The 19,970-nt window shown below is 71.2% G+C and carries 20 protein-coding genes and 1 pseudogene; 9 read left to right on the plus strand and 12 right to left on the minus strand.

What is annotated here, in order from left to right; translation table 11 throughout:
• Positions 1-121 precede the first annotated feature (121 nt).
• From OG622_RS22415 to OG622_RS22425, 3 genes are all read right to left on the minus strand, one after another.
• Positions 122-784: a DUF5063 domain-containing protein gene (locus OG622_RS22415; RefSeq protein WP_371578411.1), complete on the minus strand. Its 663-nt coding sequence runs from the start codon at positions 782-784 to the stop codon at positions 122-124.
• Positions 777-1,376, minus strand: a complete 600-nt coding sequence (gene recR / locus OG622_RS22420) for a recombination mediator RecR (RefSeq protein ID WP_371578412.1) — start codon at positions 1,374-1,376, stop codon at positions 777-779. The genes OG622_RS22415 and recR overlap by 8 nt, the downstream gene beginning before the upstream one ends.
• Positions 1,377-1,486: 110 nt before the next feature.
• Positions 1,487-1,834, minus strand: coding sequence for a YbaB/EbfC family nucleoid-associated protein (locus tag OG622_RS22425; RefSeq protein ID WP_371578413.1), 348 nt, complete (start codon positions 1,832-1,834; stop codon positions 1,487-1,489).
• Between the two features lie 255 nt (positions 1,835-2,089).
• On the opposite strand from OG622_RS22425, the gene OG622_RS22430 reads away from it, so the two are divergent.
• Positions 2,090-2,857, plus strand: a complete 768-nt coding sequence (locus tag OG622_RS22430; protein ID WP_371578414.1) for an SLATT domain-containing protein — start codon at positions 2,090-2,092, stop codon at positions 2,855-2,857.
• A 221-nt stretch (positions 2,858-3,078) separates the two neighbouring features.
• Here the strand turns inward: OG622_RS22430 and OG622_RS22435 are convergent, their stop codons facing one another.
• From OG622_RS22435 to OG622_RS22445, 3 genes are all read right to left on the minus strand, one after another.
• Positions 3,079-5,352: a protein kinase gene (locus tag OG622_RS22435; protein WP_371584178.1), complete on the minus strand. Its 2,274-nt coding sequence runs from the start codon at positions 5,350-5,352 to the stop codon at positions 3,079-3,081.
• Positions 5,353-5,480: 128 nt separating this feature from the next.
• On the minus strand, positions 5,481-5,966 hold the full coding sequence (locus tag OG622_RS22440; RefSeq protein ID WP_371578415.1) for a MarR family winged helix-turn-helix transcriptional regulator: 486 nt from the start codon (positions 5,964-5,966) through the stop codon (positions 5,481-5,483).
• Positions 5,963-6,574: a DJ-1/PfpI family protein gene (locus OG622_RS22445; protein WP_371578416.1), complete on the minus strand. Its 612-nt coding sequence runs from the start codon at positions 6,572-6,574 to the stop codon at positions 5,963-5,965. Before OG622_RS22445 ends, OG622_RS22440 begins: the two co-directional genes overlap by 4 nt.
• 234 nt (positions 6,575-6,808) lie before the next feature.
• Between OG622_RS22445 and OG622_RS22450 the strand changes: the two genes are divergently transcribed.
• From OG622_RS22450 to OG622_RS22465, 4 genes are all read left to right on the plus strand, one after another.
• Positions 6,809-8,164, plus strand: a complete 1,356-nt coding sequence (locus tag OG622_RS22450) for an aspartate aminotransferase family protein (protein WP_371578417.1) — start codon at positions 6,809-6,811, stop codon at positions 8,162-8,164.
• A 223-nt stretch (positions 8,165-8,387) separates the two neighbouring features.
• On the plus strand, positions 8,388-9,188 hold the full coding sequence (locus OG622_RS22455) for a GntR family transcriptional regulator (protein WP_371578418.1): 801 nt from the start codon (positions 8,388-8,390) through the stop codon (positions 9,186-9,188).
• Positions 9,185-11,641: a dolichyl-phosphate beta-glucosyltransferase gene (locus OG622_RS22460; protein ID WP_371578419.1), complete on the plus strand. Its 2,457-nt coding sequence runs from the start codon at positions 9,185-9,187 to the stop codon at positions 11,639-11,641. The genes OG622_RS22455 and OG622_RS22460 overlap by 4 nt, the downstream gene beginning before the upstream one ends.
• A 98-nt stretch (positions 11,642-11,739) precedes the next feature.
• Positions 11,740-12,390, plus strand: coding sequence for a hypothetical protein (locus tag OG622_RS22465; RefSeq protein WP_371578420.1), 651 nt, complete (start codon positions 11,740-11,742; stop codon positions 12,388-12,390).
• An 18-nt stretch (positions 12,391-12,408) separates the two neighbouring features.
• On the opposite strand, the gene OG622_RS22470 is transcribed toward OG622_RS22465, so the two are convergent.
• A complete protein-coding gene (locus tag OG622_RS22470; protein WP_371578421.1) occupies positions 12,409-12,702 on the minus strand; it encodes a DUF3303 family protein in 294 nt (97 codons plus the stop codon).
• Positions 12,703-12,931: 229 nt separating this feature from the next.
• The gene (locus OG622_RS22475) at positions 12,932-14,215 is read right to left on the minus strand and encodes an adenylosuccinate synthase (protein WP_371578422.1); all 1,284 of its coding nucleotides are present in this window, start codon (positions 14,213-14,215) and stop codon (positions 12,932-12,934) included.
• A gap of 198 nt (positions 14,216-14,413) precedes the next feature.
• Between OG622_RS22475 and OG622_RS22480 the strand changes: the two genes are divergently transcribed.
• Positions 14,414-15,415 (plus strand): diacylglycerol kinase family protein, encoded by a 1,002-nt coding sequence (locus tag OG622_RS22480; RefSeq protein WP_371578423.1) that lies wholly within the window; start codon positions 14,414-14,416, stop codon positions 15,413-15,415.
• Positions 15,416-15,518: 103 nt separating this feature from the next.
• Here the strand turns inward: OG622_RS22480 and OG622_RS22485 are convergent, their stop codons facing one another.
• The 3 genes from OG622_RS22485 to OG622_RS22495 are packed head-to-tail and all read right to left on the minus strand — an operon-like array spanning position 15,519 to position 16,860.
• Positions 15,519-15,890 (minus strand): peptidase inhibitor family I36 protein, encoded by a 372-nt coding sequence (locus OG622_RS22485; protein WP_371578424.1) that lies wholly within the window; start codon positions 15,888-15,890, stop codon positions 15,519-15,521.
• Positions 15,891-15,906: 16 nt separating this feature from the next.
• The gene (locus OG622_RS22490; protein ID WP_371578425.1) at positions 15,907-16,443 is read right to left on the minus strand and encodes a hypothetical protein; all 537 of its coding nucleotides are present in this window, start codon (positions 16,441-16,443) and stop codon (positions 15,907-15,909) included.
• Between the two features lie 33 nt (positions 16,444-16,476).
• The gene (locus OG622_RS22495) at positions 16,477-16,860 is read right to left on the minus strand and encodes a hypothetical protein (RefSeq protein WP_371578426.1); all 384 of its coding nucleotides are present in this window, start codon (positions 16,858-16,860) and stop codon (positions 16,477-16,479) included.
• Positions 16,861-17,458: 598 nt separating this feature from the next.
• Between OG622_RS22495 and OG622_RS22500 the strand changes: the two genes are divergently transcribed.
• The 3 genes and pseudogenes from OG622_RS22500 to OG622_RS22510 all read left to right on the plus strand — a co-directional run bounded on the left by OG622_RS22500 (position 17,459) and on the right by OG622_RS22510 (position 19,291).
• A complete protein-coding gene (locus tag OG622_RS22500; RefSeq protein WP_371578427.1) occupies positions 17,459-18,013 on the plus strand; it encodes a hypothetical protein in 555 nt (184 codons plus the stop codon).
• Positions 18,014-18,232: 219 nt separating this feature from the next.
• Positions 18,233-18,652: pseudogene (locus OG622_RS22505) on the plus strand (hypothetical protein); the annotation flags it as partial.
• A 156-nt stretch (positions 18,653-18,808) separates the two neighbouring features.
• A complete protein-coding gene (locus OG622_RS22510) occupies positions 18,809-19,291 on the plus strand; it encodes a DNA-binding protein (RefSeq protein ID WP_371578428.1) in 483 nt (160 codons plus the stop codon).
• A gap of 25 nt (positions 19,292-19,316) precedes the next feature.
• On the opposite strand, the gene OG622_RS22515 is transcribed toward OG622_RS22510, so the two are convergent.
• Positions 19,317-19,874 (minus strand): GbsR/MarR family transcriptional regulator, encoded by a 558-nt coding sequence (locus OG622_RS22515; protein ID WP_371578429.1) that lies wholly within the window; start codon positions 19,872-19,874, stop codon positions 19,317-19,319.
• Between the last annotated feature and the right edge of the window lie 96 nt (positions 19,875-19,970).

Below are 19,970 nucleotides of genomic sequence, written 5' to 3' on the forward strand. Positions count from 1 at the left end.
CCCGGTGACGCGGAAGGGTCCCGCCCGGCGACGGACGGGACCCGATTCCCCGAGCGTCCAGCCCGGCGACGGACGGGACGCGATTCCCTGAGCGGACGCCGAGCGCGGGCGGCGCGAGGGGCTACTTCACCTTGCGCAGCCCCAGCGGTGCCGCGATCTCCTCCGCCATGACCTGGCCCGCTTCGAACTCCAGGGTCTCGTCGCCCATCATTTCCTGGTCGGTGTCGAGGCCGTCGAGCTCGGCGAGGGGCTGGTTGAGACGGACGTGGGCGACCAGGGACTGAAGGGCCCTGAGCGTCGCCGAGGCCGTGGAGCCCCAGTTGGAGAAGTACGAGAACTGCCACCACCAGAGGGCCTCGGAGGTGCGGCCCGCGCGGTAGTGGGCCATGCCGTGGCGGAGGTCGGCCATGACGTCGGCGAGGTCGTCGGAGATACGGGCCGGGACCGGCGCCTTGCGGGGCTCGTAGGGGTCGAAGACCTCGGAGTAGACGTCGACCGGCTCAAGCATCAGAGCCAGGCGTTCGCGCAGCTCGTCGACGTCCGTCTCGGGGCCCGGGTCGGGCTCGTAACGCTCGTCCGGCACGATGTCCTCGTGCGCGCCGAGGCGGCCGCCGGCAAGGAGCAGCTGGGACACCTCCAGGAGGAGGAAGGGTACGGCCGAGTCCGGCTCGTCACCCTTGGCCACCTCGGTGACGGCGACCAGGAAGCTCTCGATCTGGTCCGCGATCTGGACCGCGAAGTCGTCCGGGTTCAGGTCCGTCGCGTGCAGCGTGGCGTCAGACATCGAGCAATCGTCTCCCCTCGAAGGCGCGGCCGAGGGTCACCTCGTCCGCGTATTCCAGGTCGCCGCCCACCGGGAGGCCGCTGGCCAGGCGGGTGACCTTGAGGCCCATGGGTTTGATCATGCGGGCGAGGTACGTGGCCGTGGCCTCGCCTTCGAGATTCGGGTCCGTGGCCAGGATCAGCTCGGTGACCGTCCCGTCGGCCAGACGGGTCAGCAGCTCCCGTATGCGCAGGTCGTCGGGGCCGACGCCCTCGATCGGGCTGATCGCGCCGCCGAGGATGTGGTACCGGCCCCGGAATTCGCGAGTGCGTTCGATCGCGACGACGTCCTTCGGCTCCTCCACGACACAGATGACCGTGATGTCGCGGCGGGAGTCGCGGCAGATGCCGCACAGCTCCTCCTGAGCGACGTTGCCGCAGATCGCGCAGAAGCGGACCTTCGCCTTCACTTCGAGGAGGGCGTGCGCCAGCCGCCGTACGTCCGTCGGCTCCGCCTGCAGGATGTGGAAGGCGATCCGCTGCGCGCTCTTGGGACCGACGCCGGGCAACCGCCCCAGTTCGTCGATGAGGTCCTGGACCACGCCTTCGTACACGGACTGCCGTCCTTCCTGGTGTCTTTCAGTACGTACCGTAGTCGGCCGCCGCCGCTCCGAGGAAGGCGGTGGGGGGCACGGATGGGCTCAGAGGGGGATCGCGGAGGTGTTCAGAAGGGCAGTCCGGGGATGCCCGCGCCACCGCCGCCGAGACCCTGGGCGAGGGGGCCCAGCTTCTGCTGCTGGAGGGTCTGGGCGTTCTCGTTGGCCGCCTGGACGGCCGCGACGATCAGGTCGGCGAGGGTCTCGGTGTCCTCCGGGTCCACCGCCTCGGGGTCGATCTTCAGACCGCGCAGTTCGCCGGAGCCGGTGACGGTGGCCCGCACCAGGCCGCCGCCCGCCTGACCGTCGACCTCCGTCCGCGCGAGCTCCTCCTGTGCCCTCGCCAGGTCCTGCTGCATCTTCTGGGCCTGCTGGAGCAGCTGCTGCATGTTGGGCTGGCCACCACCGGGGATCACGTTCAGCTCCCTCGTACGAGTACGAACGGACGTCACCGTTCACGTTCTTACGGTCGCCACGAGCCTACGTGGTCGGCCCGACCTGTGCCGCGCCACTCTTTCGAGTGAGTCGGCGGGGATTCGTATATCTGATCAAGGGCATCTTCTCAGAGGAAAAGCGGTGAAAACGCCATCTTCGCCACCCATTGGGCGGTAGGAAGGGTCCGGCCGCGTCAAGGTGGTGCGTGAGCGCCGTACGTACGTAGGGAGTGCCGGGTGAGCCAGCCGGAGATGCAGCCCGAGGGGGGACCCCAGGGCGGGCGGGGTGAGGGGTCCGGGCTGTGGGCGGAGCCGTGGACCTCGGCGACCGGACCGTGGGTGGGGGATCTGGCCGGGCAGCCCTTCCCGCAGGGGGACTGGGGGGAGCCGGCGGAGCGGTTGGAGGAGCTGTACCACTGGGTCGAGCGGGCGGCCCTGGAGACCGCCGCGTGGTATCTCACGGACCGGGTGTGGAAACGGATGGCGGCGCGTGTGCTGCGGATCGGGGCGGCGACGGGGGCGCTCGCCGGGGCCGGGCTGCCGCTGCTCGACCTCACCGGGGCGGTGGGCGGGGCGGCCCCCTGGGGGTATCTCGCACTCCTGTCCTGCGTGGCGTGCGTGGTGGTGGACCGGTTCTTCGGTGTCACCTCCGGGTGGATGCGGGATGTCGCCACGGCCCAGGCGGTGCAGCGGCGGCTGCAGGTGCTGCGGTTCGACTGGGCGTCCGAGAGCGCGCGGGAGGTGCTGGGGCCGGCGGAGGGGACGGCAGGGGAGGCCGCCGAGCGGTGCCTCGGGGTGCTTCGGCGGTTCTCCGAGGACGTCACGGAGCTGGTGCGGACGGAGACGGCGGACTGGATGGTGGAGTTCCGGGCGGGGGGTGCGCCGCTGGGTGTGCAGGCGGGAGGTGCCGTCTCCCGGTCCGAGGGCAGTCCCAACGGGCGGGTGCCGATGCCGCCGGGGGCGCGACCGAACATGCCTCGGCAACGGCCGCCGGAGGCTCGGTAGCGACCGGGGGTGCCTCATGGGTTTCGCCCCCGCCGCCCCTACCCGTCCCTTCCGCGAGCTGAGGGCTTCGCCCCCAGGCCCCCGGGTGGGTTGTCGGCTGCGGGTGGGTGGGGCTGGTCGCGCAGTTCCCCGCGCCCCTGAAAGGCAGGGGCCGCGCCCCGTGCTTTCAGGCCCGTAGGGCCTTCAGGACACAAGGCAGCGGGGCGCAGGGCGACGGTCGCTCAGTCGGCCTTCGCGTACGTCACCGATTTTCCCGCCGTGTCGACGCGTCGCAGTTGTCCGTCGGGCAGGAGGGTGACCGTGGTGGCGGCGCCCGCGGAGCAGGAGGCGGCGGGTTCGCCGGTGGTGACGGTGGAGGGGCCGATCCGCAGAGGGCCGTCGTCGGCCGGTTCGTCCGTCAGCGCCGCCTCGAACACGCAGTGGTACGTGCCGCCGCCTTCGAGCGGGCCGTCCGCCGTGAGGGCGAGCACGGTGTCGCCGACCTCGCCCTGCTGGATGACCAGTTGGCGGGTGTCCGCGCCGTCGGAACCGGCGATGGTGGCGTTCCAGGTACCGAGGAAGTCCTCCGGGATCGTGCCCGCGTCGGGCGACTCGGTGGTCTCGTCCGGGGACGTCTCCGGGTCCGTCGGCTGGTCGGTCGCGGGCCCCGGTGTCTCCGGCGCGCTCGTCGCCGGGCCGCTCTTGGCGTCGTCCTCCTTGCCGCCGTCGTCGCCCTTCTTCATCAACGCGTACACCGAGCCGCCCGCACCGAGCGCGACGACCAGCGCGACGACGACGAGGAGCGCGGAGGAGCGCCGGTTCCCGCGCGCGGGCTCGGGCTGTCCGCCCGGGCCCGCCCCGGGCGGGGGTCCGTAGAGGGGGTTCGGCCCGTAGGGCGGGGTCGGGCCGAGGCCCTGCCCCGGAGCGGCTCCGGGGCCCTGTCCGCCGCCGTACGCCCCCTGCCCGTAGGCCCCGTACGGCGTCTGCGGCGCGCCCTGCGGGTAGCCGTAACCGGGGGCGGCACCGGGCTGCTGCCCGTACCCGCCGGCGGGTTGCTGGGTGTACTGCTGCGGGAAGCCGTACCCAGCGGGTGCGGGCCCGGGCAGGGCGCTCGGCGGAGGCGGCTGCGAGCCCGCCCCCACGATCTGCGTCGGCATCCGGTCCAGAGACCCGGCACCCGGCGCCCCCGGCGGAGGCGGCACCGCACCCTCGGGCGTGGCGGCCGGGTGTTCGGGCGGGGACACGGGGGCACCGGACGAGCCCCCCGAGCCACCGTACGGAGAGTCGGGGGCGCCCAGCGGGTACACGGGCGGAGCCGACGGCGGGCCCGCGGGAACGGGCGGGGTCCCGGAACCGGGCGCCGACGGAGCCGAGGACCGGCCCGCGGGACCGGACGGCGACGCGGCAGCGGCCCCGTCCGGAACTGACGAAGCCGCTGCCGCCGACGAGGCCGACGAAGCCGCTGCGGACGGCTGTCCGGCGGCGTCGGGCGCCCCCGGGCCGCCACGGTCCGCCGGACCTCCCGCCACACCGGGGGCTCCCGCGACCGCCAGGCCAGCGCCCGGCACTCCCGCCCCTCGCGTGCCCCCCGACTCCTCCGGATCCTCGGCGTCCAGCAACTGCACCGCGTGCCGCCCCAGTTGGGCCACCAGGGCGCTCGGCAGCCAGGGGTCGCGGGAGCGGCCCGCGAAGACCGTGTCCTCGGCGCCGGTGCGCTGGAGGATCTGGGCCAGGGTCGGGCGGGCGGCGGGGTCCTTGCGCAGGCAGTCGCGGACGACGTCGTACAGACCCTCCGGCAGCCCTTCCAGATCCGGTTCCTCCTGGGCGATGCGGAACATCAGGGCGTGCACGCCGGAGTTGGCGGCTCCGAAGGGGAGGTTGCCGGTGGCGGCGTAGGAGAGGACGGAGCCGAGGCAGAAGACGTCGCAGGCGGGGGTGATGCGGTCGCCGCGCACCTGCTCGGGGGCCATGAAGCCCGGCGAACCGACGAGCGCGCCGGTGCGTGTGAGCCCGCCGTCCGTGACGGTCTCCAGGGCCCGCGCGATGCCGAAGTCGATGACGCGCGGCCCGTCGATGGTCACCAGGACGTTGGAAGGCTTGAGGTCCCGGTGGATCAGCCCGGCCGCGTGGATGTCCTCCAGCGCGTGCGCGAGCCCCGCCGCGAGGATCCGTACGGACCGTTCGGGCAGTGCCCCGTGATCCCGCCCGACCACGGCCTGCAGGGACGGCCCGGCGACGTACCCGGTGGCGACCCACGGGACGCCCGCCTCGGTGTCCGCGTCCAGGACCGGCGCGGTCCAGTACCCGCCCACCTGCCGCGCGGCCCGCACCTCCTGCCGGAACCGCGCCCGGAACTCCTCCTGCTCCGCCAGTTCCTGCCGGACCAGCTTCACGGCGACGGTACGGCCCCGCTCGGACCGGGCCAGGTACACGTTCCCCATGCCGCCCGACCCCAGCCGCGCGAGCAGCCGGTACGCCCCGATGCGCTGCGGATCCCCCGGCCCGAGCTTCTCCATGGCCACGTCCCCCGTCTTTTCCCCGTGCCATCCCCTGCAGATGTGTACGCGTACGTACGGGTACGTCGTGTACGTGCGCAACGGACCGATCGTAGTGGGGCCGTACAGGGAGGCGGGTGGAGCGGTGTCTACGGTTCCGTAACAGCGGTCGGTGCCGCGTCGGGCTCCGATACCGCCGCGAGGTGTTCCAAGGCACCCGACAGCCGTTCGAGCACCCGTACGGTCTCGGCGAACTCCTCCTCCCCCAGCGCTTCCGCGAGGCGCGCGGCCAGGGTGGCGTGGCCGGGGTCGATCCGCGCGATCGCGGCGTGGCCGGCGGGGGTCGGGGCGAGGAGCTTGGCTCGGCGGTGGGCCGGGTTCGGGACGTACTCGGCGAGGCCCCGGTCGACGAGGAGATCGGCGACCCGCTGGACGCTCTGCCGGGTGATGCCCATGGCACGGGCGACCCCGGCTACGGACAGCGGCTCGGGCAGCACCGCGCCCAGCACCTGCCACCAGGCGGCCGTCAGCCCCGCCGGTCGCGCCAACTCTTCGGCCACGGAAAGGAACTGACCGTTCAGATGGAAGACCCCGAGGGCGGTTCGGCTGAGGAGGTCCTGCTGCTCACGGCTCACTGTCCCGCCGCCTCCAGAACGGCGTACGCCTCCGGGTCCGAGTCGTGGAAGAGGCGGTACCAGGCGTCGAGGACCTCGCCCTCGTAGACACCGAGAAGGCCGAGGACCTCGCGGGCCAGGGCGACGGGTTCGGTGGGCCCGGCGGTGACGAGGAGTCCGGAGGCGTCGGTCACGGCGTCCGCGTCCACGTACCGCTCACCGCCCTGGTAGCCGGTGGCGGCCAGATAGAGGGGAGCCGCGCTGGTGTGCGCGCGATCGTCGAGCAGCCCCTCCCGGGCGAGCCCGGCGGTCGCCCCGCAGATCGCGGCGACGGGCACCCCGGCGGCCAGGAACTCCCGCGCCTTCCGGGCGAACCGCGCGAGGTCGTCACCCGTGTCCCACAGATCCGCGCCGGTGAGGACGAGCAGCGAGCTCTCCTCCGGCCGCAGTTCGTCAAGAACCCCGTCCGGCTGGATCCGCACGCCCGCGATGGTCCGCACGGCGCTCGGACCCGGCCCGACCGTCCGGATCTCGTAGCCACCCCGGGCGAGCCACGCGGTCGTGTGCCCCGTCTCCCAGTCGGCGTAGGTGTCGTACACGGCGAGATGAACGGGCTTGCGGTCGCTCATGACTCCTCCTGGGGCACTCCGGAACACTATGACAGCATGCTTACATTTCGACAGCTTACTGTCAAGAACTGTGCGAGCAGCCACGCCCCACCCGCACCCGCCAACGCACCACACCGCACCGCATCCCTTGAGCTCTCTGCCGAGCTCTCCCGCGACACACTGTCGTGATCCCACGGCCAGTCGCAGACACGTCGCCGATGTCCCCTCCTCACAGCGACCCCCTACCCTCGCCCCATGACCCCTCAGCCAAACCCCCAGGCCGGCGCCGCGGTGAAGGCCACGGACCGTGCGCACGTGTTCCACTCCTGGTCCGCGCAGGAACTCATCGACCCGCTCGCCGTCGCCGGCGCGGAGGGCTCGTACTTCTGGGACTACGACGGCAAGCGGTACCTCGACTTCTCCAGCGGCCTCGTCTACACGAACATCGGCTACCAGCACCCGAAGGTCGTCGCGGCGATCCAGGCGCAGGCGGCGACGATGACGACGTTCGCCCCGGCGTTCGCCGTCGAGGCCCGCTCGGAGGCGGCCCGGCTGATCGCGGAGCGCACCCCGGGCGACCTGGACAAGATCTTCTTCACCAACGGCGGCGCCGACGCGGTCGAGCACGCCGTCCGGATGGCCCGACTGCACACCGGCCGCCCCAAGGTGCTGACCGCGTACCGCTCGTACCACGGTGGTACCCAGCAGGCCGTGAACCTCACGGGCGACCCGCGCCGCTGGGCCTCCGACACCGGCTCGGCCGGGGTCGTGCGCTTCTGGGCGCCCTTCCTCTACCGGTCCCGTTTCCACGCGGAGACGGAGGAACAGGAGTGCGCGCGGGCGCTGGAACACCTGGAGACGACGATCACCTTCGAGGGGCCGTCGACCATCGCCGCGATCATCCTGGAGACCGTCCCGGGCACGGCCGGGATCATGGTCCCGCCGCCGGGCTATCTGGCCGGGGTCCGGGAGATCTGCGACAAGTACGGGATCGTGTTCGTCCTGGACGAGGTCATGGCGGGCTTCGGGCGGACGGGCACCTGGTTCGCCGCTGACCTCTTCGACGTCGTACCCGATCTGATGACCTTCGCCAAGGGCGTGAACTCGGGTTACGTCCCCCTCGGTGGCGTGGCCATCTCCCCCGCCATCGCCGAGACCTTCGCCCGGCGCCCCTACCCCGGCGGTCTCACGTACTCCGGCCACCCGCTGGCCTGCGCCGCCGCCGTGGCGACGCTCGGCGTCATGGAGGAGGAAGGGGTCGTCACCCACGCGGCCACCCTCGGCGCCTCGCTCATCGCACCGGCACTCCGCGAACTCGCCGAGCGCCACCCCTGCGTGGGCGAGGTGCGCGGCACCGGGATGTTCTGGGCGCTGGAACTGGTCAAGAACAAGGAGACCCGCGAGCCCCTCGTCCCCTACAACGCGGCCGGCGAGGCCAACGCCCCCATGCTCGCCTTCGGCGCCGCCGCCAAGGCGAACGGTCTCTGGCCCTTCATCAACATGAACCGCACCCATGTCGTCCCCCCGTGCAACATCACGGAGACCGAGGCCAAGGAGGGCCTCGCCGCCCTGGACGCGGCCCTGTCCGTGGCGGACGAACACACGGTGTGAGGCTGGGGCCATACCCCGTCCGCGACCCGTCCCTGCCCCGTCCGCGACCCGTCCCTGATCCGTCCTGCGCCCCCATGTTTTCCCCCGGTGCCGAGCGGAGTGTGAGCAGAAGGGCAAAAACTCCTCCCCGGAACCCGAACGCGTAAGGTGACGTGCTCGTAAGAGAAGACAGAGAGCACGCACAGGATGCGTACGCGTACGCGGATGGGGGACCCAGACCACGATGCCCGGCACCGGCACCGGCGGCGGCAATGGCGCCGTGACCCGTAGCACCCTGCGGCAACAGCTCGCGGACGCGCTCCGTGACGAGGTGCTGGCCGGCCGGCTGAAGCCGGGGCAGGAGTTCACGGTCAAGGAGATCGCCGAGCAGTACGGGGTGTCGGCGACGCCCGTGCGCGAGGCGCTGGTGGATCTGTCCGCGCAGGGGCTGCTGGACGCCGTGCAGCACCGGGGTTTCGAGGTCCACGCGTACTCCGTGGCCGACTACCGGAACATGGTCGAGGCCCGCATCCTGGTCACCGACGGCATGTTCCGGCGGCTCGGCGACCGCAAGGTCGATCCTCGTACGGCCGCCGCCCTCGCCGGGGTCCGGCGGCGCGGCGAGGAGGCCCGGCGGGCCGCGACCGCCGGGGACCTGGACATTTTGATCGGCTACGACCTGCGGTTCTGGCGCGAGCTGAGCGCCCTGTTCGGCAACCCGTATCTCACCGACTTCCTGCACCGGCTGCGCGTGCAGGCCTGGGTGTGCGCTGTCCAGCACCTGCGTCAGACGGACGTCCGGACGGACCCCAGGACCAACGACCGAACAAACGACCGGACGGGCGACCGAGCAGGCGAGCGAGCGAGCGACCGGGCGTGCGGCGGGGTGAACGACCGCCCGGACGACCTCAAGGGCCGACTGTGGGCCGACCACACCGACCTCGTCGACGCCCTCTCCCGCCGGGACACGTACACCGCGCAGGAGCTCATCGCCGGGTACGACGAGCAGTCCCTGACCCTGGTGGAACGCCTGGCGGACGGATGAGCACAGCCCTCAAGGCGGGCGGTGCGCAGGCGAGCGTCGACCTCTCCGTCGTCGTGCCCGCCTACAACGAGGAGGACCGGCTCGCCCCCACGCTCGACTCGATCATCAGCCATCTCTCGGCGAGCGAGGCCGCCGCCCGCTGGGAGGTCGTCGTCGTCGACGACGGGTCGACGGACGGTACGGCCGACGTCGTGGCCGCCGTCACCGCCCGCGACGCCCGGGTCCAACTCGTCTCCGGCGGACCCCGCAACCGGGGCAAGGGCCATGCACTGCGGCTCGGTGTCCTCGCCTCGCAGGGCCGCCGGGTCCTGCTCACGGACGCCGATCTCGCCGCGCCCATCGACGAGTTGGAGCGGCTCGACAAGGCCCTCTCCGACGGGCACACGGCCGCGATCGGCTCGCGCGAGGCGCCCGGCGCAAGCATCGAGCACCATCAGCACCGGCTGCGCGAGACACTCGGGCGGGCCGGGAACCTGCTCATACGCGGGGTCGCGGTGCCCGGCATCCGCGACACCCAGTGCGGTTTCAAGCTGTTCGACGGCGACCGCTCCCGCGAGGCGTTCGCCGCCTCCCGGCTCGACGGGTTCGGCATCGACGTGGAGATCCTCCGGTACTTCCGCCGCAGCGGCTGGCCCGTCGTCGAGGTCCCCGTCCGCTGGTCCCACCAGCCCGGTTCGAAGATCCGGCCGAGCGACTACGCCCGTGTCCTCGGCGAACTCGCCGTCCTGCGGGCCCGTTCCGTCCGCCCGGCCGACGCCTTCGCCGTCGCCTTCTTCCTCCTGATGGCGGTGGCCCTCCACATCGGCCGCCGGCTCGACCCGAACGGCCGCTACCTCCCCGACTCCCTCCAGGACCAGAACCAGTGGGAGTGGTTCTTCGCGGTCACCGCCGACAACCTCGTCCACCTCCGCAACCCGCTCTTCACCACCTTCCAGGGCTTCCCCGACGGCGTGAACCTGATGGCCAACACGGTCATGCTGGGCCTGTCGGTCCCCCTGGCGCCCGTCACGCTCGCCCTCGGGCCGGCCGTCACGCTCGCCCTCGTGATGACCCTCGGCCTCGCCGCCACGGCCGCCGCCTGGTACTGGCTGATCGTGCGAAGAGTCGCACGGCACCGGGGCGCGGCCTTCGCGGGAGCGGCCCTCGCCGCCTTCGCGCCGCCGATGGTCAGCCACGCCAACGCGCACCCGAACTTCGTCGTCCTGTTCATGATCCCGCTGATCATCGACCGGGCGCTGCGCCTGTGCACGGGCGCCCGGACCCAGCGGGACGGGATCGTCCTCGGCCTGATGGTGGCCTACCAGATCTTCCTCGGCGAGGAACCCCTCCTCCTCGCCGCGATGGGCATGCTGCTGTTCGCCGCCGCGTACGGGCTCGTACGGCGGGACGCGGCACGCGCCTCCTTGCGGCCGCTCCTCAAGGGCCTGGGCATCGCGGTCCTCGTCGGGCTCCCCCTCGCCGCCTTCCCTCTCAGCTGGCAGTTCTTCGGCCCGCAGAGTTACGGGAACATCGCGCACGGCGACCGTGCCGGCAACAGCCCGCTCGCCCTGCTCTCCTTCGCCGAACGCTCACTCCTCGCCGGCGACAAGGAACGGGCGGACGCGCTCTCCCTCAACTCCACCGAACAGAACGCCTTCTACGGCTGGCCGCTGGTCCTCCTGGCCCTGGGCATCGTCGTACGCCTGTGGGAGCACGCCCTGGTGAAGGCGCTGGCCTTCACGGCGGTCGCCGCCGCCGTCCTCTCCCTCGGCCCCGAGATCCGCCTCCCGAGGACGGACCTCGTGCTGCCCGGCCCGTGGACGCTGCTCGCCGGGAAGCCACTGTTCGAGTCGGTCATCGAGGGCCGGATCGCGATGATCTGCGCCCCGGTCCTGGGCATGCTGCTGGCGATCGCCTGGGAGCGACTCACCGCCGTGCCGAGCCTCGGCACCCGGTACACCGGCTTCATGGCGATCACCCTCGCCCTGCTCCCCATCGTCCCGGCCCCACTGAAGTCCGTGGAACGCGCCGAGGTCCCCGCGTTCATCGCGGACGGCACCTGGAAGTCGTACGTCGACGCCAGGGCCGGCGAAACCCTGGTGCCCGTGCCGCTGCCGGACTCGGGCAACGCGGAGGCCCTGCGCTGGCAGACCACGGCCGGATTCGGCTTCCGGATGCCCGGCGGCTACTTCAACGGCCCGTTCGGCGAGGAACGCGTCGGCATCTACGGCGCCGTCCCCCGCCACACCTCCAAACTGCTGCGTGACGTCCGCTACAGCGGCAAGGTCCCGGTGATCGGCGTGAACTGGCGGGCGCAGGCCCGAAAGGACTTCGCGTACTGGCACGCGGGCGCTCTGGTGCTGCGCCCGCAGCCGTACGACGAGCAGGTGCGCGAGGCGGTGGAGAAGCTCGTCGGGCGACCCGGTAAATGGGTGGGCGGTGTGTGGGTATGGGACCTGCACGAAGGGGACTGAAGCCGCGTTCAGCGACTACGCTTCCCTGACCACTGTGTGCCGTACGCGAACGTATCCGTACCGTCCGTGTGCGTGCCGGATGACCGAGGAGTTCTCTTTTGGCCTGTGACCTCTGGTTGGTCCCGCTCGTCGACGTGCTGTGCCACACGCCCGACAACCCCTTCGCCGAGGAACTCGCGCTCTACAACAAGCTGCTGGGTGAGGCCGGACTGCCACCGGTCCCGGTGTACCAGTACATGCCGGGGCTGAGCGGGGAGGTCGCCCCCGTCGCCGGCTTCGACTACGACGCGCTGCACTTCCTGCGCCGTGCCTATCTGCTCCAGGTGTGCGGCCTGGAGGTGACACCGGTGGACGCGCTGGGCGGCGACTACGAGCAGTTGCTGGAGATGTTCGAGGGAACAGCCCAGCAGTCGCACCTGGTCTGGCACTACGACCATGCGGGCGCCTACGTCCCCGTCGACTTCCCGGGGCCCCTCTCCAGCGACGAACTCCTCGCCGGCGGCGGCCCCCTGGGCTCTTCCCAGGGCCTCCTGCGTGAACTGGAGTTCGTGGCCGCGGCCATCGGCATCGACCCGGCCAACCCTCCGGCACCGCCCGAAGCACCGCTCGCGCCCACGGAACTGGAAGAACCGGCCGTCCCCGCCCCGTACGACCCCAGCCCCTTCGCCCGCGAACGCCACGTCTGGCTGGGCCTGCACGCGGCGGCGACGCGCAGCCTGGCACAGGGTTCGATGATCGTGTTCAGCTGACGCCCGGCGGCGTGCGGCTCAGCGGCCGAGCGCCGACAGGCCCTTCTGCAGGTCCTCGGGGTTCATGACCGGGGTGTACGTGACATCGGCGCCCAGTTCGAGGAAGAACGGTTCGGCGATCGACGGCATCTGGGAGCTGTCCTGCATGTCGAAGACCATGAAGCAGGTGCGATGGCCATGGTCGGTGGTGAAGTAGGCCGCCTCCGGCTTGACCTGCTCCATGGAGGCCTGCATCAGCTTCCCCAGCGTGCCGTTGCGGATGGTCTCGTTCGACTTCTCCGTATCGAATTCTGCTTTGAACAGGACGCGCATCGCACTCACCTTCCCTGGTCGCGTAACATGCGCAGATCGCCCGCTTTTCCAGGATATGCCCGGTAGGCACGCTCGGCCCGGCGAGTTCGGCGCCCAGCACGGACCGGGCACGCAGGGGCTGGGCACGCACGGACCGGGCCGGGCACGCCATGTGCGTGCCCGGCCCGGTGGGTGTCGCCACGAGCGTGAACGGCTGGACGAACTGGATGAACTGGATGAACGAGTTGAACTAGATGAACGAGTTGATCTCGATCGTCTCGTCGCGGCCTGGGCCGACCCCGATCGCGGAGATCGGCGCCCCGGACATCTCCTCCAACGCCTTCACGTACGCCTGGGCGTTCTTCGGCAGGTCGGAGAAGGACTTCGCCGACGTGATGTCCTCGGACCAGCCCGGCAGGGTCTCGTAGATCGGCTTCGCGTGGTGGAAGTCGGACTGCGAGTACGGGAGTTCCTCGACGCGCTTGCCGTCGATCTCGTACGCGACACAGACCGGGATCTCCTCCCAGCCGGTGAGGACGTCGAGCTTGGTGAGGAAGAAGTCCGTCAGGCCGTTCACGCGGGTCGCGTAACGGGCGATGACCGCGTCGAACCAGCCGCAGCGGCGGTCCCGGCCGGTGGTGACGCCCCGCTCGCGGCCGATGCGGCGCAGCGCCTCGCCGTCCGCGTCGAACAGCTCGGTCGGGAACGGGCCGGCGCCGACACGGGTCGTGTACGCCTTGAGGATGCCGATGACCCGGCTGATCTTCGTCGGTCCGACGCCCGCGCCCGTGCAGGCGCCGCCCGCGGTGGGGTTGGAGGAAGTGACGAAGGGATAGGTCCCGTGGTCGATGTCGAGGAGAGTGCCCTGACCGCCCTCGAAGAGCACCACCTTGTCGTCCTCAAGGGCCTGGTTGAGGACCAGGACCGTGTCGGTGACGTACGGGGCGAGCTTGTCGGCGTAGACGAGCAGTTCTTCGACGACCTGGTCCGTGGAGATGGCCCGGCGGTTGAAGAGCTTGGTGAGGACCTGGTTCTTGACGTCGAGGGCCGCCTCGACCTTCTGCGTCAGGATCGACTCGTCGTACAGGTCCTGGACACGGATACCGACGCGGTTGATCTTGTCCGCGTAGGTCGGGCCGATGCCCCGCCCCGTCGTGCCGATCTTGCGCTTGCCGAGGAAGCGCTCGGTGACCTTGTCGAGGGTCACGTTGTACGGCGTGATGATGTGGGCGTTGCCGCTGAGCAGGAGCTTGGACGTGTCGACGCCGCGCTCGTTCAGACCGCTCAGCTCGGAGAGCAGGACCGACGGGTCGACGACGACACCGTTACCGATGACCGGAGTGCACTCCGGAGTGAGGATCCCGGAAGGGAGAAGGTGGAGGGCGTACTTCTGGTCACCCACGACTACCGTGTGGCCGGCGTTGTTGCCGCCCTGGTAGCGCACCACATAGTCGACGGACCCACCTAGCAGGTCCGTCGCCTTTCCCTTGCCTTCGTCACCCCACTGAGCACCGAGCAGCACAAGTGCGGGCACGCGCGTACACCCCTTCCGGGCGGGGCATGTCCAAGGTCGGGGGGCGTACGCGGTGGCTCATTACCGCCGCGTGCACCGCGACCGCCGTTGGTCGCACCTGTAGGACCCGGATGCCCCGGAATAGACCAAGCCCCTGGCGCAATAGCGCAAGGGGCTCTTGCACAAAGATGCTACCCGAGGAAGCGAGGCAGGACCGAGGTGGTGACTCCCGACCAGCTCCTCGTGGTCGTCGACCCCCTCGCCCGTCGCACGGACGGCGAGGCTGTACGGATCGCGAAAGACGTGCTCAGCGCGGGTGCGGCGAGTACGAAAGTATGTCTTCCGGAGGGGCCCGAGGAATTCGCGCGGGCGCTCATCCGACGCGGCTCGCGGCGGCTGGTGGTGATCGGCGACGACCGCGCGCTGCTGCGGGCGGTGGCTCTTCTGCACCGTCGGCGGGAGCTGGCGGCGTGCGCCCTCTCCCTGATCCCCGTGGGTTCCGCCCTGGGTCTCGCCCACACCCTCGGCGTGCCCACCGGCGCGGTCGCGGCGGCCCGCGCCGCCCTCGACGGTGTCGAGCGCCGGCTCGACCTGCTCGTCGACGACAGCGACGGGGTGGTGCTGGGCATGCTGCGCATCCCGGTCCTGCCCGGTGCGCCCCCGCCGGACCTGGCCGAGGGGACGGCGGCGGCCACCGACACGGGCCAGGGACCGGGCGGAGGTACGGGCCCCAGGACGGGCGCCGGCACGGGAACGGACCGGGGACCGGCGGCGGGCGCGTCGCCGGACGACGGTTCGTCGCCCGGCCATCACTCCTGGTTGCGCGCCTGGCCGCAGTCCCTCGCCCGTACGTTGTCGACGCGTCCGACGCGGCCCGCCCGGCTGACCCGTCCCCTGCGACCGGCGCGCATACGGGTCGCCGCCGGGGGCGGTGCCGGGCCCTCGCGGCTGCGGGTGGAGGTGGACGGGGTGTTGCTCGTCGACCTCGACCAGCCCGTGGAGGCCGTGTCGATCACGCCCGGCATCGACGGCGGCGCCGACATCGAGATCCGGCCGGTGTCGGTGGGCGCCGAGGCGGCCCCGCTGCACGCGGTCGGCCACCGGGTGACCGTGTCCGGCGCGGACTTCCGCTACCGGGCGGATTCCCTGGTGGCGGGGCCGGTACGGACGCGGACGTGGACGGTACGGGAGGGGGCCTGGGGGCTGACGTTGCCTGGGTGAGGGCGCGGGACGGCTCGGGTGAGGGCGCGGGTGACGGCTCGGGTGAGGGTGAGGCCGGGGTGGGGGCGCTCGGTGCGTGCCGGGCGCCCCCTGGCTCACGGGGTCAGCAGCTCGCGGCCCAGGTGTGGGAGTCGCCGTCGTCGTTGGCGGCGCCGTTGTAGCCGACCTCCTGGCCGGGGGTGAGGCAGATGGTCATGTGGCCGCCGAGGTTGCCGCTGGAGTACACCTTGACGTGGTCCTTGATGCCCGCGCCGGAGATGCCGTGGTTGGCCCAGGAGGAGTCCGCGTCGGCGATGTTGCTCTCCCACCAGTGGTCGTCGCCCGGCCACTCGATCTTCATGCCGGAGAAATAGGCGTCCGTCCAGACGCAGAAGTTGCCGCTGCCGCAGGCGGCGGCCTGAGCCGAGCCCGACGACGCGAGGACCACTCCGGCGGAGAGGAGTACGGCGGAGAACAGGGCGGTGAAGCGCTTCACTGGGCTGTTTTTCCCTTCAGGGCGGGGGGTTGGTACTGCTGATCAGAGAGGTGGCTTCGGTGAGGGCGCGGCCGCGCAGCCGCCGCCAGTCGGCGAGTTCCGTACGGTGCTCCGCGCGGACCTCGGCGAGGCTGCGGTCGGTGTGGGCGGCCTCCGGTTCGAGGTTGTTGACGATCGTCGACGTACGGAACCAGCGGCGCTGGTCGCCGTAGAGCCGCCGCTGGGCCGCGGCCAGACAGCCGTCGGTGTGGGCGCGGACGACGAATCCGGTGGGCAGCCGCAACGACAGCTCCGTACGCCCCGCCCCGAACATCGCCTCGGCGACCCGCGCCCGCTCGGCGTCCGGCGGCGCGCTGTCCCCGGGGCGCGGCGGAGCGAACCCCCGGCGGGTCAGGCAGGTGTCGGTCAGCCGCTGGGTCGCGGCCTTGATGACGTCGTCCGGGGAGAGCCGCGGCGGGGCCGAGGCAGCCGAACAGGCGGTACCGACGGTGAGGAGCAGACCGCTGACGAGGAGCGCGGCGAGGGCGGTACGGGGGCGGGTGCGGGGGTTCATCGTGGGTTCGGTCCGCTCGACGGTTGCCGTCGGTCAACCCGCCTCGCAGCCCATCCGTGTGTCGCTGACGCCGTCGAACTTCGTCGCCCAGTCGCTCCAGTCGTCGTCGTAGTCGTCGGGGCGGATCTCGCGGTAGAGGCAGCCGCCGCCGGACCTGTAGTGGATGGCGAAGACGCTGATGGGAGCGTGCGAGTCGAAGGAGTACGCGTGGCGCTTCACTCGGGCGTCGGCCTCGCGGTAGCCGCGCGGCGCGTAGTCCCAGGCACCGCCCGGACCCATCTGACCGCGCTCGGGCCAGAAGTACACATGCCCCGGCGGTACGGCGGCGGGGGCGGCCGGCGCGGTGGCCGGGACCGCCGGGGAGGCGGTGGGAAGGAGGGCCGCGAAGGCCGCGGACAGGATGGCGAGTTGGCGCATGGGGTGGATTCCCGGAAATGGTGGTCGGTCGACAGGGGCCAGCCACAGCTGACACGGCGACCTGCCCAGCACGCACACCGATATGCCCGCTTCCACCCCTTCAGGTGAGCGCGCGGGGGGCGCGTGTTGCCGACGTCGCGGCCCTCGACAGAGGACCGATCACGATAGGCACAGGAATGCCCGTACGAGCGCGCGACACGCCGTTGCGATAATTTATCGGCAGCGAATTCATACAGGGGGGTGCAAAGCCATTTACCCGCACCCCAAAGGCTCCTGAGGAGCCATCAGCAACACCGATGGGGAGGCGGTCCGACAGACGCTCGGGATGCGACCCCGACGGCACCCCCAACAGGGTGACGACGCATCAGGGCATTCCCAACAGATGCTTCTCTCAGATCAAAACACCAGCTCATTGCCATATTTTGATGAGGCGTCAGGCGCGCCGACCATCACTCTCCGGGGCGACATTCCACACGGCCGTCCAGCCCTATTTTCACACCGCTCCGGGCTCCCTCGAAATGACAGCGGAAATGGCCGTCATTACGTTCGTTCTCGTCGGCAGGTCCTGCCGACGAGAACGAAGAGAAGGGGAAGCGCATTGCGCACTCGTAAAGCCACAGTGATCGCCGCCTCCGTCGGCGTGGCAGTCGCGGCAGCCACAGGTGTCACCTACGCCAGCTCCGCCCTGGAGTCCGCCCCCAAGTCCACTTCGGTCGTCCAGGACGCCGCCCCCGTAGCCCCGCGTGGAGGGAACGGCACGGGCACCGAAGCCGGCTCGAACGCCGCCAACGCCCCGGCCGACGCAGGGGCGAAGGAGAGCTGGGGCGGCTCCAGGCGCGGTGGGAACCGGGATGAGGGCCGGATCTACGTCAACGAGCGGTCCTATTCCGCCGACCCGGGTTCCTGCATCGTCGTGGTCAACGTGAGCAACGCGGCCTTCCCCGGGCTCGGCGCCAACAGCTTCAACATCCGAAACGAAAGCGACCGGACCGTGGAGTTCTACAACGGGGTCACCTGTGACAACGGCGCTCCCGTTGCCACGGTCGGCCCTCGCAGCTCCAGCAACTCGGTCACCGGACGGCAGCAACAGCAACAGCAGCAGCGGTCTCCGGTCGTCCTGGGCAGTTTCCGCGTGATCCACGGACACCACTGAATATGACGACGCAGGGCTGAAGCCCCTCATTGCACCATCGGAAACCCCGGCTCGCCGTAATCGAGCCGGGGTTCCGGCACGGGGCATCCCGCTGGGAGATGACCTCCCCATATTAATCCGTGCGGCACAGCCACGGTCCTGTGACTACTCCACCCGTGCCCTGCCGCACATCGCCCTACCAAAAACCGCGAGCGCCGTCCTAGGCGGTGGAGGCGCACTGGGCGTACACCTTCCGGGAGCGTGCACATCGTCGATCGGCCGGATCCCGCCGCGGCGTTCGCGTTCGCCTTCGACGAGCCCAACCAGCAGGCCGGCGAGTACCGGGACCTGCTGCGGCGGCGGTGGCGGAATCTGATGGGCCGCACGATGTGGGACTTCCCCGGCGGGCGGAGCGGTGGCCCCCGGTGCCTGGTACTCGGCTTCGGGCCCGGTTCGGGCGACGCCGCCGAGCACCGGGTACCGGCCGCGTGGCGGGATGAGCTGGTCACGTACGGGCCGCTGCTGTCCGACGACGGCGCGGCCCGGCTGGTTGCGGCGGCGCTGGTCCGGGCCCCTGACGGGTACGCGGCGCGCGGCGCACTGGCCGGGGACCGGTACGCCGACGTCGAGGTGCCTGAGCCTTCCCCGCGCCGCCTGTGACCGTCTCCGAGGAACTGACGGGCGTCACTTTTCCCGCCCGGCTGCGACTGACCGCGGAACCATCCACCGCAGGTTCGGACGGCAACCAGGAGCAGGCGATAGCCCTGGAAACAATAAACCGTTGACAACATAGTGTTTCTATCTGATGCTGGCCGCATGTCGTCAACACCTCCACAACCCGCCGACCCCTTCACACCCCCGAGCGCGGACGGGGCGCGCGCCCAGCGCGTCTACACGTCCCTGTTCCGCATCGCCGAGCGGCACGCGGCCACGGCCGAGCAGCGTCACCGTCAGGTCCACCCGCACATCCTCGGCGCGCACGAAGCGATCAGACTGGTCTCGTACCTGCTCAGCGGTGCCGCCCTCCTCGGCGACGGGGAAGCCGAGGTCGACCAGGCCGACATCACCGCCGCCCTGACGCTCATCCCCCTCGCCCGTGGCGAGATGGACGAACTGGAGGTCGGACTCCTGGAAATGGCCCGGGGTCGCGGCATGACCTGGCCGGAGATCGCCTTCGGTCTCGGCCTGGGGACCCCCCAGGCGGCGAGGCAGCGCTACGAACGCCTGGCGAGCCGTACGGAGACGGGCGCAGGCACGGAGGCGGGCACGGAGGCGGGCACGGAGAAGACGGACAGGTAGGGGCCGGCGCAGGCCGAGGCGCCGGTCAGCCTCGGCCGAACATCTCGTCACGGTGGACGCGCCAGCGGCCCATCATCGCCTCGACCTCGGTCTCGATGAACTCGAAGAAGGCGAGGGTTTCGGAGAGCCGACGCCCCGCCGGGGTGTCGGCGCCCAGACTGGCGACACCCTCACGCAACGCGTCCTCCCAGCGCTTGATGAGGGCCTCACGGTTGGTGAGGGCCTCGTACCACTGGTCACTGTGGACCCGATAGCGCTCGCGGCGCGACCCGGGCTCGCGCTCGCGTGACACCAGGTGCACCTGGGCGAGATAGCGAACCGCGCCGGAGACGGCCGCCGGGCTGATCCGCAGCTGTTCGCCCAGCTCGACGGAGGTCAGCACACCGGTGTCGGAGGCGAGGAGCGCGGCGAAGACCCGGGCCGGCATACGCGGCACCCCGGCCTCGACGAGCTGCGCCGCGAAGTGCTCGACGAAACGGGAGACCGACTCGGGGTCGCGCCCCACGGCTTCCGCCCCGGCCGTCACTCCGGCCTTCGCCCCGGCCTTCGCCCTGGCCGCCACTCCGGCTTTCGCATCCGTCATCCCTGGATCAACTCCCTCGGCATTCCCTTGATATCCGATATCCCCTGGTCAGACACCACGGCCAGCCTACCGGTGATTCACACCTTTCCTTAACTT

This window comes from Streptomyces sp. NBC_01314, from assembly GCF_041435215.1.
GTDB lineage: Bacteria > Actinomycetota > Actinomycetes > Streptomycetales > Streptomycetaceae > Streptomyces.

What these genes read in the sequence shown, in the direction of transcription:
- OG622_RS22415 (WP_371578411.1), bottom strand. Translation starts at nt 784, where the DNA reads ATGTCTGACGCCACGCTGCACGCGACGGACCTGAACCCGGACGACTTC.
- OG622_RS22435 (WP_371584178.1), bottom strand. Translation starts at nt 5,352, where the DNA reads ATGGAGAAGCTCGGGCCGGGGGATCCGCAGCGCATCGGGGCGTACCGG.
- OG622_RS22445 (WP_371578416.1), bottom strand. Translation starts at nt 6,574, where the DNA reads ATGAGCGACCGCAAGCCCGTTCATCTCGCCGTGTACGACACCTACGCC.
- OG622_RS22450 (WP_371578417.1), top strand. Translation starts at nt 6,809, where the DNA reads ATGACCCCTCAGCCAAACCCCCAGGCCGGCGCCGCGGTGAAGGCCACG.
- OG622_RS22455 (WP_371578418.1), top strand. Translation starts at nt 8,388, where the DNA reads ATGCCCGGCACCGGCACCGGCGGCGGCAATGGCGCCGTGACCCGTAGC.
- OG622_RS22460 (WP_371578419.1), top strand. Translation starts at nt 9,185, where the DNA reads ATGAGCACAGCCCTCAAGGCGGGCGGTGCGCAGGCGAGCGTCGACCTC.
- OG622_RS22470 (WP_371578421.1), bottom strand. Translation starts at nt 12,702, where the DNA reads ATGCGCGTCCTGTTCAAAGCAGAATTCGATACGGAGAAGTCGAACGAG.
- OG622_RS22490 (WP_371578425.1), bottom strand. Translation starts at nt 16,443, where the DNA reads ATGAACCCCCGCACCCGCCCCCGTACCGCCCTCGCCGCGCTCCTCGTC.
- OG622_RS22495 (WP_371578426.1), bottom strand. Translation starts at nt 16,860, where the DNA reads ATGCGCCAACTCGCCATCCTGTCCGCGGCCTTCGCGGCCCTCCTTCCC.
- OG622_RS22510 (WP_371578428.1), top strand. Translation starts at nt 18,809, where the DNA reads ATGTCGTCAACACCTCCACAACCCGCCGACCCCTTCACACCCCCGAGC.
- OG622_RS22515 (WP_371578429.1), bottom strand. Translation starts at nt 19,874, where the DNA reads ATGACGGATGCGAAAGCCGGAGTGGCGGCCAGGGCGAAGGCCGGGGCG.